Annotated in this window: 16 protein-coding genes; 8 read left to right on the forward strand and 8 right to left on the reverse strand. The window is 66.8% G+C overall.

Annotated features, from left to right (window positions below; all coding sequences use genetic code 11):
* Positions 1 to 86: 86 nt before the first annotated feature.
* Entirely contained in the window at positions 87 to 659 is a 573-nt protein-coding gene (gene thpR, locus LT970_RS12815; RefSeq protein ID WP_232686869.1) for an RNA 2',3'-cyclic phosphodiesterase, read from the reverse strand.
* A gap of 55 nt (positions 660 to 714) precedes the next feature.
* Here thpR and LT970_RS12820 point away from each other — a divergent pair, with 55 nt between their 5' ends.
* Together LT970_RS12820 and LT970_RS12825 are read left to right on the forward strand one after the other, a co-directional pair.
* Positions 715 to 1482, forward strand: a complete 768-nt coding sequence (locus LT970_RS12820) for a tetratricopeptide repeat protein (RefSeq protein ID WP_232686870.1) — start codon at positions 715 to 717, stop codon at positions 1480 to 1482.
* Positions 1479 to 1769 (forward strand): DUF424 domain-containing protein, encoded by a 291-nt coding sequence (locus LT970_RS12825; protein ID WP_232686871.1) that lies wholly within the window; start codon positions 1479 to 1481, stop codon positions 1767 to 1769. Before LT970_RS12820 ends, LT970_RS12825 begins: the two co-directional genes overlap by 4 nt.
* A 119-nt stretch (positions 1770 to 1888) precedes the next feature.
* Here LT970_RS12825 and LT970_RS12830 read toward each other — a convergent pair whose 3' ends face one another.
* Entirely contained in the window at positions 1889 to 3271 is a 1383-nt protein-coding gene (locus tag LT970_RS12830; protein WP_232686872.1) for a hypothetical protein, read from the reverse strand.
* 272 nt (positions 3272 to 3543) lie between these two features.
* Here LT970_RS12830 and LT970_RS12835 point away from each other — a divergent pair, with 272 nt between their 5' ends.
* Positions 3544 to 4788, forward strand: a complete 1245-nt coding sequence (locus LT970_RS12835; protein WP_232686873.1) for an aminotransferase class V-fold PLP-dependent enzyme — start codon at positions 3544 to 3546, stop codon at positions 4786 to 4788.
* On the opposite strand, the gene LT970_RS12840 is transcribed toward LT970_RS12835, so the two are convergent.
* Positions 4785 to 5654 (reverse strand): formate/nitrite transporter family protein, encoded by an 870-nt coding sequence (locus tag LT970_RS12840; protein ID WP_232686874.1) that lies wholly within the window; start codon positions 5652 to 5654, stop codon positions 4785 to 4787. The two genes, LT970_RS12835 and LT970_RS12840, sit on opposite strands and share 4 nt — an antisense overlap.
* Before the next feature lie 88 nt (positions 5655 to 5742).
* Positions 5743 to 5913, reverse strand: coding sequence for a hypothetical protein (locus LT970_RS12845; RefSeq protein ID WP_232686875.1), 171 nt, complete (start codon positions 5911 to 5913; stop codon positions 5743 to 5745).
* 85 nt (positions 5914 to 5998) lie between these two features.
* Here LT970_RS12845 and LT970_RS12850 point away from each other — a divergent pair, with 85 nt between their 5' ends.
* From LT970_RS12850 to LT970_RS12860, 3 genes are all read left to right on the forward strand, one after another.
* Positions 5999 to 6418: an iron-sulfur cluster assembly scaffold protein gene (locus LT970_RS12850; RefSeq protein WP_232686876.1), complete on the forward strand. Its 420-nt coding sequence runs from the start codon at positions 5999 to 6001 to the stop codon at positions 6416 to 6418.
* Between the two features lie 315 nt (positions 6419 to 6733).
* Positions 6734 to 7138 (forward strand): hypothetical protein, encoded by a 405-nt coding sequence (locus tag LT970_RS12855; RefSeq protein ID WP_232686877.1) that lies wholly within the window; start codon positions 6734 to 6736, stop codon positions 7136 to 7138.
* Between the two features lie 112 nt (positions 7139 to 7250).
* The gene (locus tag LT970_RS12860) at positions 7251 to 7973 is read left to right on the forward strand and encodes a YdgH/BhsA/McbA family protein (protein WP_232686878.1); all 723 of its coding nucleotides are present in this window, start codon (positions 7251 to 7253) and stop codon (positions 7971 to 7973) included.
* Between the two features lie 16 nt (positions 7974 to 7989).
* On the opposite strand, the gene radA is transcribed toward LT970_RS12860, so the two are convergent.
* From radA to htpX, 3 genes are all read right to left on the reverse strand, one after another.
* Positions 7990 to 9021, reverse strand: coding sequence for a DNA repair and recombination protein RadA (radA, locus tag LT970_RS12865; RefSeq protein ID WP_232686879.1), 1032 nt, complete (start codon positions 9019 to 9021; stop codon positions 7990 to 7992).
* Between the two features lie 113 nt (positions 9022 to 9134).
* Entirely contained in the window at positions 9135 to 9764 is a 630-nt protein-coding gene (gene pspAB / locus LT970_RS12870) for a PspA-associated protein PspAB (RefSeq protein WP_232686880.1), read from the reverse strand.
* Positions 9761 to 10636, reverse strand: a complete 876-nt coding sequence (htpX, locus tag LT970_RS12875) for a zinc metalloprotease HtpX (RefSeq protein ID WP_232686881.1) — start codon at positions 10634 to 10636, stop codon at positions 9761 to 9763. The genes pspAB and htpX overlap by 4 nt, the downstream gene beginning before the upstream one ends.
* Before the next feature lie 125 nt (positions 10637 to 10761).
* Between htpX and LT970_RS12880 the strand changes: the two genes are divergently transcribed.
* A complete protein-coding gene (locus LT970_RS12880; protein ID WP_232686882.1) occupies positions 10762 to 10989 on the forward strand; it encodes a hypothetical protein in 228 nt (75 codons plus the stop codon).
* A 216-nt stretch (positions 10990 to 11205) separates the two neighbouring features.
* Here LT970_RS12880 and LT970_RS12885 read toward each other — a convergent pair whose 3' ends face one another.
* Positions 11206 to 11538: a DUF5789 family protein gene (locus tag LT970_RS12885; protein WP_232686883.1), complete on the reverse strand. Its 333-nt coding sequence runs from the start codon at positions 11536 to 11538 to the stop codon at positions 11206 to 11208.
* 151 nt (positions 11539 to 11689) lie between these two features.
* On the opposite strand from LT970_RS12885, the gene LT970_RS12890 reads away from it, so the two are divergent.
* Positions 11690 to 12985 carry an amidohydrolase gene (locus tag LT970_RS12890; protein WP_232686884.1) on the forward strand — a complete coding sequence of 432 codons (1296 nt, stop codon included), beginning with the start codon at positions 11690 to 11692 and terminating at the stop codon, positions 12983 to 12985.
* Positions 12986 to 13010: the final 25 nt, after the last annotated feature.

Raw genomic sequence — 13010 nt, forward strand, 5'->3', positions numbered from 1 at the left:
AGTGCCCGTTTCTACCTTCGCCGACGTTAAAACGTTGTTCTTCTCCGCCTGTACCCGGGTTGGTCTGTGTCGCGGCTCGACTGCGTTCACAACTCGACGGCGTGCACCGTCTCGTACTCCGGCCCCTCGCTCGTCAGGTGGCTCTCCGTGAGGCGCACCTCGGTGACGCGCATCGTTCCGACCTCGGGATGCTGAGAGCGCACGACGTCCTGGACGTGTTCCTTGCCGCCCGCGTGTTCCATCCGGGCGAGCGTTACGTGGGGCGTGAACTCGTGGTCCTCGGGGTCGAAGCCCCGCTCCTGGACGAACTCGTGCTCGACCGCGTCGTGGAGCGCGGTGAGTTCCTCGCTTCCCTCCTCGACGCCCAGCCAGACGACCGAGATGTAGTCGAGGTCTGGAAACACGCCGAGTCCCGCGAGCACGGCGTCGAACGGGCCGACGCTCCCGGCATCGGTGCTGGCCGCGCCGACCGCCGACTCCAGGGCGTCCGCGAGCTCGGACTCGCGCGAGTCGTCGACGTCGCCGAGGAACTTCAGCGTGACGTGGGCCTGCCCCGGGTCGACGAAGTTCAGGCCGGAGGCGTCCCGAAACTCGTCTTGCACGGCGGCCACTGCGTCCGCGAGGTCGTCGGGCAGGTCGACGCTGACGAACAGTCGCATACCCGGTGATTCGCCGTGCGGTGCCCTTAACCCCACGCCTCACATAGCCGAACGCATGACCGATCGAGAGGACGCCGAGGGCGACGACCCGCCAGTCGACCCCGAGCGCGACCACGACTTCTCGGAGGGAGAAGGGTTCGACGAACCCTACGAGGGCTTCGACCTCGACCCGCCAGAGCTGGCCGTCGACCCGTCCGAGGTCGACCCCGTCGACTCCCGCGTCGTCACCGACACGCTCGACGAGCGCAACACCTCGAACGATGACGTGGACGCCGACGAACTCATCGAAGTGGGCATGAGCTACATGGGCATCAAGCGCCACGAGCAGGCCGCAGACGCCTTCGAGCGCGCCGCCCAGTTCACCGACGACGAGAACATTGAACAGGAGGCGTGGGTGAACAAGGGTATCGCGCACGGCGAGATGGAAGAGTGGGACGACGCCGTGGGCGCCCACCAGGAGGCGCTGTTCGTCGCCGAGGACGGCGACTTCGAGGCGGAGGCGCACACCAACCTGGCGTACTCGCTCTGGCGGCACGGCGAGGACGAGGACGCCTTCGAGCACGCCGAGGAGGCCGTCCGCGAGGACAAGCGCCTCCCGCAGGGCTGGTACAACCTCGGCTACATCGAGAACGAGCGCGGACGCCACGAGCAGGCCCTGGACGCCCTGGACAACGCCATCCGCCTGGGCTTCCAGCAGGTCGACGTCTACGAGGAGAAGGCTCGCGCGCTCGAGGAACTCGGGCGCGACGAGGAGGCCGCCGACGTCGCCGAGCACGCCGAGGAACTCCGCGAGGAACAGGAACAGGACCTCGTCCAGGAATGATACTCTCGGAGCGTCAGACCGACCGCGGACTGCTCGTCGCCGTCTGCGACCCCGACGTGCTGGGGGAGACCTTCGAGAACGGTGACGTGGAGTTCACCGTCAACGAGGAGTTCTACGGCGGCGAAGAGGCCGAGGAGGAGGCCGTGCGCGACTCGCTCGCTCGCGCGAACATCGCGAACCTCGTGGGGAGCGACGTCGTGGAACTCGCCATCGACGCGGGGTTCGTCGAGGAGGCGAACGTCCTCGACCTCGAGGGCACGGTGCACGCGCAGTTCATGCGACTGTAGCGGGTGGGCCGTCGCTCGCGACGAGACCGCTCGACTCGCCGTCCCGGCTACGGACTGCTGCTCGCCGCTGTTCTGCCGCTGGTCGCCACTGTCCTGTCGCTGGCCCCGCTGTTCTATCGCTACTCGCCGCTACTCGTCGCTGTCTCGCTGCTGGTCGTCGCTCCGCCGCTGGTCGCCGTCGTCGTTCCGTCGCTCGCTGCTGTCGTCTTGCCGTTCTCCGCCGTCTCGCCGCTGTTCGTCACCGTCCCGTTCGCCACGCGCACGTCGAGCACTATCAGGGACTTCGTGTCGCCGTCGACGCCCAGCGCGGGCTGAAGGCGGGCGACGGCCACCGACACGCGCTCACCACTGAACGCGGTGAACGACTCGTCGACCGCTGGCGGATCGTTGACGCTGCTGTTCAGTTCCGGGCCGCCGCTCGCGTTCCAGAGGTACACCGTGTCCCCGGGTTCGAGCGACGCGTTGAACGTGGTGTACGCGTCTCCGGACGGCGTCGATACGAGCACGCCGGTCGGGGACTGCGTTCCGTTCGACAGGTCGGGGCCGTCGGTGTACTCTAGCGCGACGACGCTCCCGTTCTCGGTGAGCGACGCGTTGAAGCGCGGCAGTTGGTCCGCGAGCCACGCCGGCTCGGTCGTGGTGGTGTTGCCCAGGTTGTCGACCGAGTAGCGCAGTTGCGTCGCCACCGTCTGGTTGTTCCGGGTGTACTGCATCGACACGTCGAGGTGGCGGATGACGCCGCGTTCGCTGACGAGAAGCGTCGCCGACGTGTTCTCGACGACGCCGGGGAGCTCGCCCGTGACAGCGTCGGTGCGTCGGTCGACGCCCGTCGCGGTGAACCTGTGGAGGGTGTCGTTACCGCGCGTGACTGTGCCCTGGTAGTCGAAGTCGAGGGTCGACACGTACGGCGCTATCACGTCCGTCGGCGTCACATCGGGGCCGCCGCGGCGGTCTGGTAGTCCGTCCCCGCGCTCCTCGTAGAGGTAGGTTGCCGCGGTGGCGTTCCCCGTCGCCTGCACGCTGCGCGTCGCCGTCACGTTCCCGGTGATCCAGTACTCGGCGCTGCCCCCCGCCGAGACGACGTTGACACTCGTCCCCGTCGCGCCTTTCTCGACGGTGACGGTGAGCGCCGACGCGTTGCGCTCGGCCTCGCTGTCGTTTCCGGTGGTCGCCGGCGTTCCTCCGATGGTCGTCGCCGTCGCGCCCTCGACCGATAGACGCGTGGTGTACGTCGTGTTCTTCAGTGCGTGACTGTTCGCCGCGAGGAGCGCCGTCGCGTTCGTGACGCCACTCTCGTTCGTCCCCGGCGGGAACTCCGGCGGCGGCGTCTCCTCCGACGCGGGAGTCGCGAGCTGGTCGACGACGGACGTCTCCGGGTCGGACAGCTCTGCGACGGCGCCGACGGCCCCCGCCGCCGACACGGTGACGAGGACGCTTACGACGACGGCCGCGATGACCCGGGTTCTGGACCCGGTTCCTGACGTGCCTCCTTGGTCGCCCATGTGTGTGCCATTGCTCCTCGTTCTCATACGGCTTTCCGTCGTCTGATGGCGTCTCGGGCGCTATACCTGATGTTTCTCGCCTCCTTCGATGGGGTTCGATGACGGGAACTGGTCGGCTCGTCGTCGCCGACTGGTCGTGTCCCGGTCGTTGCATCGAACGGGCGCGCGCTCGAACCACGCCCCGGCCACATTCGGCTCCCGGCTACACCACGCCCCGGCGGGTTCTCGCGCCACCGAAGGACAGTTGTGGCCACACTCCCTAGACGCCCCCAATGGAAGCGACCGAGCAGCAGTCCCTCGACGTCGAGCGCGTCCGCGAGGACTTCCCCATCCTCGAGCGCGAGGTCGGTGGCGAGCCACTCGTCTACCTCGACAACGCCGCGACCACGCACACGCCAGAGCCCGTGGTCGAGGCCATCGCGGACTACTACCGGCGGTACAACTCGAACGTCCACCGCGGCATCCACACGCTGAGCCAGGAGGCCTCCGTCGCCTACGAGGACGCCCACGACCGTCTCGCGGAGTTCGTGGGCGCCGAACACGGCCGTGAGGAGATGGTGTTCACGAAGAATACCACGGAGGCAGAGAACCTCGTCGCGTTCGCGTGGGGACTGAACGAACTTGGCCCCGGTGACGAAGTCGTGCTCACGCAACTGGAACACCACGCCTCGCTCGTGACGTGGCAGCAGGTCGCGAAGAAGACCGGCGCAGAGGTGAAGTACATCCCCGTCACCGAGGACGGCTACCTCGACATGGAGGCCGCCGCCGAACTGATCACCGACGACACCGAACTCGTCAACGTCGCGCACGTCTCGAACACGCTCGGCACCATCGCCCCCGTCTCGGAGCTCGCGGACATCACCCACGACCACGACGCGCTGTTCTTCGTCGACGGCGCGCAGGCGGTGCCCAACCGCCCCGTGGACGTCCAGGAGATCGACGCCGACTTCTACGCGTTCTCCGGCCACAAGATGCTCGGCCCGACCGGCATCGGCTGCCTGTACGGGAAGCGCCACCTCCTCGAGGAGATGGAACCGCACCTCTACGGCGGCATGATGATCGAGCGCGTCACCTACGAGGACTCGACGTGGGCCGAACTGCCCTGGAAGTTCGAGGCCGGCACGCCCGTCATCGCGCAGGGCATCGCGCTCGCCGAAGCCGTCGACTACCTCGAGGACCTCGGCATGGACGCCGTGCAGGCCCACGAGGACCGCCTCACCGAGTACGCCTACGACCGACTCAGCGAGTTCGACGACGTCGACATCTACGGGCCGCCGGGCGACGACCGCGGCGGCGTCGTGTCGTTCAACGTTGAGGGCATCCACGCCCACGACGTCTCCTCCATCCTGAACGACCACGGCGTCGCCATCCGCGCGGGCGACCACTGTACGCAGCCCCTCCACCAGGAACTCGGCATCGCGGCGTCCGTGCGCGCCTCCTTCTACGTCTACAACACCACCGAGGAAGTGGACGCGCTCGTCGACGCCATCGATGCTGCCCGCGACATCTTCAACTAGGAGCGCTCGACGCCAACGCCCTCCTTTTGCTCGATCTCGAACGTGGTCTCCGGGCCGCCGCGCCGGACGTGCGCGTGCTTCAGCAGGGAGACGAAGACGACGCCGCCGAGCGCGTTCCCCGCGGTCGTAATCGAGAGGAAGCGCGCCCACTCGACGACGGAGATGGACGCCCCGGAGAACATCGCGGCGAGCACCTCGATGTTGCCCGCGACGCAGTGCGGGAGGTGGCCGAACCCGATGACGAACGTCGTCGCGACGATGACGGCGATGCGGCTGATGGTGTCCCCGGCGGCCGTGAGAATCCACGAGAGCAGCCCCATCAGCCACCCGGCGAGGACGGCGCCGCCGAACACGCCGCCGACCGGCAGGCCGATGAACGTGTTCCCGAGGTGGCGGAACGCCGAGGGCGGCACAAGGTTTAGCGCCGGCCCGACGTAGGCCGCGCCGAGCGCGACGACGACGCCGCCGATGGTGTTCCCGACCCAGACGGTCCCCCAGAGGCCGCCGAGGTCACGGAGGCTGCGTTCGCCCTCCAGTATGGGGAGTACCGCGAGTGTGGTGTGCTCGGTGAACAGTTCGGACTGCCCGAGGATGACGAACATGAACCCGAGCGTGTACATCAGGGACATCAGGATCTTCGTGCCCGCGGCCACCATCGTACCCGCGGTGACGGCGTACATCGCGGCCATCATGAACGGCCCGAAGCCGATGTCGAGCCCACACGAGAGGCCGGAGAGGAACTGCCCCGACGTCGGACGGTCGATGGTCTGGAGCCCCTCCTCGATCTGGGCCTGCAGAATCTGGGTGTGCGCACGCTGCGTGTCCATGCGACTGCTGAGCGTGCGCATTGAGTCCTCGCTTGGCATCTGGTGAGTGCTGATGGCAAACGCGCAGAAAACTTCGGTGGCCACATTCCGCTCTCGCTTTCGTTGCTGCTCGTTCCACCGCCGCGGTTCAGCCGAGCGCGTGCCCGAGTCGCTCCTCGACGAGCAACACGAGGTTGTACGTCGCCGTGGTCTGGAAGCCGACGACGGCGAATTCGACCCAGGAGACCGCGCTCGCGGCGACGGCCTCGATGACGAGGTAGCTCACGACGAGGTTCCCGAGTGTCGCCGCGACGTGCACGAGACTGACTGCGGGCGCCCCGGTTCAAAGGGTGTGGGGCGTCTCCGCGGAACCCTTTTACGCCGTTCTGCCCTATCGAATCGATATGACCGCTGGCTCGGACATGTACCGACAGCAGATCCTCGACCACTACCGGAACCCCCGGAACTACGGCGACCTCGAGGACCCCACGTTCAGCCACGAAGGGTACAACCCGTCGTGTGGCGACGAACTCGAGTTCGACGTGGAACTCGCCGAGGACGGCGAGACGGTCGAACGCGCGGCGTTCAGCGGCGACGGCTGCGCCATTAGTCAGGCCTCGGCGAGCATGCTCTCCCAGGAACTCCCGGGCATGACCCTCGACGAGATCGAGGAACTGGACCGCGACGACGTCCTCGAGATGCTCGGCGTCGAGGTGACGCCGATGCGCATCAAGTGCGCGGTGCTCGGCGAGAAGGTCGTCCAGGACGGCGCGGAGATCTACCGCGGCGAGGCGGACGTCGACCAGACGACGACTGAAGACTGACCCACTTTTTCCAGCGCTCGCGGCCTCCGGCCGCTCGCTTGCAAAAACTTGGGGAAAAGCACTCCTCCTTCGGTCCGCTTCGCTCGAACCTCGCTATCGCTCCCCTCAGTCGTCGGCCTGCGCGCACTCCGTTCGCGCAGTGAACCGCTTCGCTCGGGCTTTTCGAGCCGTCCTCAGAAACGCTGCGCGTTTCTGATGTGCGAACGAGACGCCGCAGGCGTCTCGTTAACGCTCACTCGCGGATGCTGGTCAGTTGATTGTCCGTCTTACACTAACGGCCACGCTTCCTTTCTGTTCTCCCCGCGTTTCTCCAGTATGGCCGTCTCGACGACCGTCACGGGGTTCGTTGTGGGCGCGCTCATCGGCGCCGTCGCCACCGCCGCGGGGTCGTACTTCGTGTTCTGGCGGCGCCAGCGCGCCGAAACGTCACACCTGCGCGTCGCGCTCGCTCAGGAACTCGACTCACTCGAGTATCTGGACGAACTCGTCGAGTCCGGCGCGTACGAGGGCGTGACCACCGCAGTCGAGACGCCGGTGGTGTACGAGGCGAACGCGGGCGAACTCGGCCGCCTCTCTGAACGCGAGGTCGAGGCGCTCGTGGAGTTCTACGCGTCGCTGTACTGGCTCCGGGATCTCCAGGACCCCGAGGACAAGAAAGAGCGCATCGACGCCGTCGTCGAGCAGCGCCGGGCGGCGATTGACGCCGTGCAGAGTGCGTAGCGGCCGCGAGCACTCTGAGAGGAACACCGACGCACACTCTCGAACCCGCCGGCCTGGGCTGCCGTCTGGCCGACCAAACACTTTTGGTATCTGTTCACAAGGGCGGGGACGTATGCCCTCCAGACGAGCCGCGCTGGCGGTCGTAGCGATGCTCCTGCTCTCCGGGTGCTCGATGCTCGGCGGAACCGAAACCCCGGCCACGACCCGCGACGCCCCCGGCTTCCACGGATTCACGTTCGTCTCCGACACGGACGGAAAATCGTTCGACGCGACTGTTACCGTCACCAGAGACGGCACGCAACTGCTCCAGCGACAGGTGGGGAGCGACGGCACGGGAACCCACGTCGACCTCTCGTCGCTGAACGAGTCCGGGCCGTACACGGTGACGGTGAACACGACGCTGCCCGCGGCGGGTGGCGGGAACATGAGCGAGCGCGTCCGCGTGAACGGTACGCTCGGCACCGAAACGGTCGTGGACGTGACCTACCGCGGCATCGAGTTCCGGTCGCTTCGCCTTCCTCGCCAGGAGATGAACGAACCGCTGCGCTTCCGGAAGAACTCCGACCTCCACTTCGCCACGACCATCGTCGTCCACCACCAGGGGGAACTCGTCTACCGGAACACCGTCCAGCGCGAGGGAAGAGGGCCATTCGAACTCGCCGACCTGCCGGAGACCGGCGTCTACCGGGTCGCAGTCAGCGGCCCCGACCGAGAGCAGTGGGCCAACGACACCGTCATCCTTCGGCATCCGGACGCGAAACTGGTCGCTTCGCTGGACGCCGACGACCCCCAGATACGGGTGTACGGGCCGGACGAGTCGATGCCCCGAAACTGACGGCGGTCGCGGGTGCTCACTCGGGCTTGAGGCCGGCGTTCTGCACCCGCATCACGGATTCACCGTCCGCGAGGTTCGGCGCGTCGACGAGTTTCACGATGCGCTTGTCGGCCTTGGACTTCCGCAGGTACATGCGGAACGTGGACTTGTGGCCGAGGATGTTGCCACCGATGGGCTTCGTCGGGTCGCCGAAGAAGGAGTCCGGGTTGGACTGCACCTGGTTCGTAACGACGACAGCGGCGTTGTAGAGGTTGCCGACCTTGTCGAGGTCGTGGAGGTGTTTGTTGAGTTTCTGCTGGCGGTCCGCGAGCTCGCCGCGGCCGACGTACTCCGCGCGGAAGTGCGCGGTCAGTGAGTCGACACAGAGCAGTCGGACGGGGTAGTCGTCCTCCTCGTACTCGCCGGCGATCTCCTGGGCTTTCTCCGCGAGCAGCATCTGGTGGTTGGAGTTGAACCCCTTCGCGACGTGAATCATGTCGAGGAAGCTCTGGACGAGTTCGTCCATCGCGTCCTCGTCGTCCGGCGTTCCCTCGATTTCGCGCTCGTCCATCGCGGCCTGCAGCTGTTCGTCCTCGAGGCCGCGGACCATGTCGTCGATGCGCTCCGGGCGGAACGTGTCCTCGGAGTCGACGAAGATGGCGCGGCCGTGGAGGCCGCCCTGCTCCTTGGGGAGCTGGACGTTCACGGAGAGCTGGTGGGTGACCTGGGACTTGCCGGCGCCGAACTCGCCGTACACCTCGGTGATCGACTGGGTCTCGACGCCGCCGCCGAGCATCTCGTCGACTTCGTCGATGTTCCAGGAGAGCTTCCCGATCTGTTCGCGTCGTTCGAGGACGGTGCTACCGGTCTCGAACCCGCCGACGTCGGCGGCGTCGCGCGCCGCCTGGACGATGTCCGCAGCGGTGCTGTCGCCGACGTCCGCGGTGTTCGACAGTTCACCGGCGGACGCGACGGCGAGGCTCTGGAACGACTCGAACCCGTTCTCCCGCAGTTTCTCCGCTGTCGCGGGACCGACTCCAGGTAGTTCTTCGAGGTCAGCTTCGGGCATGTACACCTGGCTTGTCCCCACCACCGTATAAACACTCGTATACACCAAAGTGAAAGTGAAACTGGGCGTCGCCGGTGGCTGCTTCGGGGTGGCTCTCGGGCTACGGAGCCGACTCACTCCCAGGGGTGGCCGCCGTCGTGGTCCGGCCACAGCGGGTACCAGTACGCGGTGTCGTCCTCCACGTCGAGTTCACCGTCGAGCACCGACTGGAGTTTCACCTCGAGCGTCGAGTCCCGCTCGTTGCCCGGTCGCGGCGCGAACGGGTAGAACGTCCCGCGACGGAACGAGTACACCCAGTAGACGCGTTCGCCGTCGTTCTCGCCGCCGTCGCTGCCCTCCGTTCCTCCGCCTTCCGACTCGAACGCGAACACCGCGGCGAGCACGCGGTTACCGTAGCCACGCTCCTCCAGGGTGTCGGCGGCGACGTAGATGTCGGTGACGAGGCTCTCGAACCCCTCGCGCTCCGCGACCGCCCACGTGTAGCCGTGGCCGTCGACTCGCACGTCGCTGAAGCCGTCGCCCTCCAGGACGGCCTCCACGTCCCGGATCGCATCCCGAAAGTCCGTTGCGTCCATCGCGGAGAAACAGAGGCCCGCGACCGGCATCGGCGGGAACCCGAGGTCGGCCTCCATCGTCACCGAGGCGCTCGCCAACTGGAAGAGGTCCTCGGGGTCACCGGGGCGCGTGGCGTCGGATTCGGCAGCGACCGCGAGCAGTTCGCGGAGGCGGGAGAGCAGGCTCATCCGACGGTTTCGAGTTGTTTCTCGAGGTCGCGCAGTCGCTCCACGCGCTTCTCCGTGGTGGGGTGCGTGCGGAACAGACTGCCGACGAACCCCTGGCGGACGGGGATGACGAAGAACGCGTTCATCTCGGCCTGATTGCGCAGGTCCTCCTCCGGAATCCGGTCCATCCGCCCGTCGATTTTCATGAGCGCGGACGCGAGCGCCGACGGTCGCCCGGTGATGAGCGCGCCGCCGCGGTCCGCCGCGAACTCGCGGTACCGGGAGAGCGCGCGGATCAACACGAACGACAGCACCCAGACGACGAGGCTCGCCACGATGGCCACCGCGAACGACCCCTGCTGGCGGTTCCGCCCGCCGAACAGCCACCCCCAGCGCACGACGATGAACGCGAGCGTCGACAACAGCGACGCGAACGTCATCACCGCCATATCGCGGTTCTTCACGTGCGCGAGTTCGTGCGCGAGCACGCCCTCGAGTTCCTCCCGGGTGAGCAATCCGAGCAGGCCGGTGGTCACCGCGACGGCGGCGTGGTCCGCGGAGCGCCCGGTGGCGAACGCGTTCGGGTTGTTCGACTCCACGACCGCGACCTTCGGCTTCGGCAGGTCGGCCTGCTGGCTGAGCCGCGTCACCGCCCCGTGCAACTCGGGGTACTCGTTCTCACTGACCGTCTCGGCACCCATACTCAGCAGCGTCAGGCGGTCGCTGAAAAACCACTGCGCCACAGAGAACCCGCCCATCAGCACGGCTATCATCAGTATACCGCCGCCGGCGTACGCCGTGACGACGGCTGCGAACACGAGGAAGAGCGCGAACAGCAGGAACATCGTGAGTGCCATCCGAGCCCGCAACCCCCAGTCCGTCCGCCATTCCATACGATTGCTAACACGTCGTCCGGGTTAAACCGTGCGCCGAACGAGCGCGGCGGGAGCGGCCAGCGGCAGGTATCGGATGCGTATCCGCAACAACGGTTAACGAGATGCGAAGCGACGAACGGCACATGCAACGGAGACAGTTCGTCGCCGCGGTCGCAACTGCTACGACGGCCGTCGTCGCCGGCTGTGGGTTCCCCGGCGGCGGTGAGGGTGAGGACGGTGGCGGCGGGGAAGGTGGCGACGGAGGCGGCGAAGGTGGCGGTGGCGAGGAGGGTGGCGGTGGCGAGGAGGGTGGCGGTGAAGAGGGGGCTATCGCCGGACCGCCGCAGTCCGGGCCACGGACGGGCGGCTGACGCGGCTCAATCCGTGAACGGGCGGCTTGCGCGGTTCGGGCCGGAACGGACGGCTGAAACGTTCACGATGACGGATAGACGGCCGCGTTAGGTGTGTTCCGCCGTCGGTTGGAAATCCGCGACTCTGTTGAAGCCCTCATCAATTGATACATGTTGCCCCGGTTTCGGCCAGTACAGGCGGTCTAATTCGCGAGATGAGTGTGTTGGGGCACTGTGCTATCGGCCTATGAGTTCCAGTATCCGTCTGCGAATGTCCTCGGCCGAGTCATATGTTTGGTCATCAGTTGAAGAGAGTACGTCCTGCAGGGGTTTCTTGCCGCCCTGCGTTTCAAGTTCGTACTCGCCATAGGCCGCAACCAACTCAGTTGTCGTGGCTGGATAGTCGTGCGACTTGAGCGCTTCATCAAGATCACCAAGCCGCCGGCTTTCGTCATCAAACAGCGGTTCCTTTTCATCGCCGCGGGCCTGGGCCTCCTCTAATTCTCGCTCACGCTGACGATTCTCTTCACGATCCGCTTGCTCATCTCGACCCTGTTTATCATCTGCCATGTACACCAGTAGGAGATCCAGGCGAATATAACTCTCGGCGGTTGGTTCGCAACCCTACTTACCGAATTTCACCAGATGTAGTGTATGATTAATAGTGTTTCAACAGGGCCAAATCCACAGATTCACACTCCGCAGCGCCGAACGGCCGTACATGACCACGCTACGAGTCGCGGGCGGGCGCGTCCTCCACCCCGACATGACTGTCGAAGAGGCCGACGTGCTCGTCGACCAGGACAGCGGCGAGATTCTGGACGTCGGGGAGGTCGAGGCGGGCGACGAGACGCTCGACGCGGACGGCTGTCTCGTGATGCCGGGGCTGGTGAACGCCCACGGGCACGCCGCGATGACGCTGCTGCGCGGGTACGCCGACGACAAGCCGCTGGGTGACTGGCTCCAGGAGGACATCTGGCCGGCGGAGGGCGAGTTCACCGCCGAGGACGTGCGAGCGGGCGCGGAACTCGCGCTCGTGGAACTGATCAAGTCGGGGACGACGGCGTTCGCGGACATGTACTTCCACGTCCCGGAGGTCGCGAACGCCGTCGAGCAGTCCGGGATGCGCGCGAAACTCGGACACGGCGTCGTCACTGTGGGGAAAGACGAGGAGGCGGCGCGACTCGACAACGAGGAGAGCCTGGAGATAGCGCGGGAGTTCGACGGCGCGGCCGACGGCCGCATCAAGACAGCGTACATGCCCCACAGTCTCACGACCGTCGACGAGGACCTCCTCCGCGAGTACGTCGCGGAGGCCCGCGAGGCTGGCGTGAGTGTGCACTTCCACGCGAACGAGACACGCGACGAGGTCGACCCCATTCTGGAAGAGCGCGGCGAGCGACCGCTCGAGTACGCCGACGATGTGGGGATGCTGACGGCGACTGACTTCTGCGCGCACGGCGTCCACACCGACGAGACGGAGATCGAGTTGCTCGCCGAGCGCGGAACGAGCGTCGTCCACTGCCCGGCGTCGAACATGAAACTCGCGTCCGGGATGGCGCCCGTGCAGGCGATGCGCGAGGCGGGCGTGACCGTCGCGCTCGGCACCGACGGCGCGGCGTCGAACAACGACCTCGACCTGTTCGACGAACTCCGGGACGCCGCGATGCTCGGGAAACTCGCAGCAGACGACGCCGCCGCGGTGCCCGCCGAGGCCGCCGTGGAGATGGCGACCGCGGGCGGCGCCGAGGCGCTTGGCTTCGACAGCGGGCGCATCGAACCGGGCGCGAACGCCGACCTCGCGGTCGTGGATTTCTCCGCGCCGCACCTCACGCCCGTCCACGACCACGTCTCTCACCTCGCGTACGCCGTCACCGGGGGCGACGTGCGCCACACGGTCTGCGACGGGCGCGTGCTGATGCGGGACCGCGAGGTACTGACACTGGACGAGACCCGCGTCCGAAAGCGCGCCGCCGAACAGGCCGCGGGTGTGGTCGACCGCGCCGAGGAGCGATAGTCGGCCCGACCGCTCTCTGTTTCGG

Origin of the sequence: Halobacterium zhouii, from assembly GCF_021249405.1 — an archaeon.
GTDB classification, from domain to species: domain Archaea; phylum Halobacteriota; class Halobacteria; order Halobacteriales; family Halobacteriaceae; genus Halobacterium; species Halobacterium zhouii.

Coding starts and splice junctions, on each gene's coding strand:
- radA (WP_232686879.1), bottom strand. CDS start 9,021: ATGCCCGAAGCTGACCTCGAAGAACTACCTGGAGTCGGTCCCGCGACA.
- LT970_RS12855 (WP_232686877.1), top strand. CDS start 6,734: ATGGCCGTCTCGACGACCGTCACGGGGTTCGTTGTGGGCGCGCTCATC.
- pspAB (WP_232686880.1), bottom strand. CDS start 9,764: ATGAGCCTGCTCTCCCGCCTCCGCGAACTGCTCGCGGTCGCTGCCGAA.
- LT970_RS12825 (WP_232686871.1), top strand. CDS start 1,479: ATGATACTCTCGGAGCGTCAGACCGACCGCGGACTGCTCGTCGCCGTC.
- LT970_RS12880 (WP_232686882.1), top strand. CDS start 10,762: ATGCAACGGAGACAGTTCGTCGCCGCGGTCGCAACTGCTACGACGGCC.
- LT970_RS12860 (WP_232686878.1), top strand. CDS start 7,251: ATGCCCTCCAGACGAGCCGCGCTGGCGGTCGTAGCGATGCTCCTGCTC.
- LT970_RS12890 (WP_232686884.1), top strand. CDS start 11,690: ATGACCACGCTACGAGTCGCGGGCGGGCGCGTCCTCCACCCCGACATG.
- LT970_RS12830 (WP_232686872.1), bottom strand. CDS start 3,271: ATGGGCGACCAAGGAGGCACGTCAGGAACCGGGTCCAGAACCCGGGTC.
- LT970_RS12850 (WP_232686876.1), top strand. CDS start 5,999: ATGACCGCTGGCTCGGACATGTACCGACAGCAGATCCTCGACCACTAC.
- LT970_RS12835 (WP_232686873.1), top strand. CDS start 3,544: ATGGAAGCGACCGAGCAGCAGTCCCTCGACGTCGAGCGCGTCCGCGAG.
- thpR (WP_232686869.1), bottom strand. CDS start 659: ATGCGACTGTTCGTCAGCGTCGACCTGCCCGACGACCTCGCGGACGCA.
- LT970_RS12840 (WP_232686874.1), bottom strand. CDS start 5,654: ATGCCAAGCGAGGACTCAATGCGCACGCTCAGCAGTCGCATGGACACG.
- LT970_RS12885 (WP_232686883.1), bottom strand. CDS start 11,538: ATGGCAGATGATAAACAGGGTCGAGATGAGCAAGCGGATCGTGAAGAG.
- LT970_RS12820 (WP_232686870.1), top strand. CDS start 715: ATGACCGATCGAGAGGACGCCGAGGGCGACGACCCGCCAGTCGACCCC.
- htpX (WP_232686881.1), bottom strand. CDS start 10,636: ATGGAATGGCGGACGGACTGGGGGTTGCGGGCTCGGATGGCACTCACG.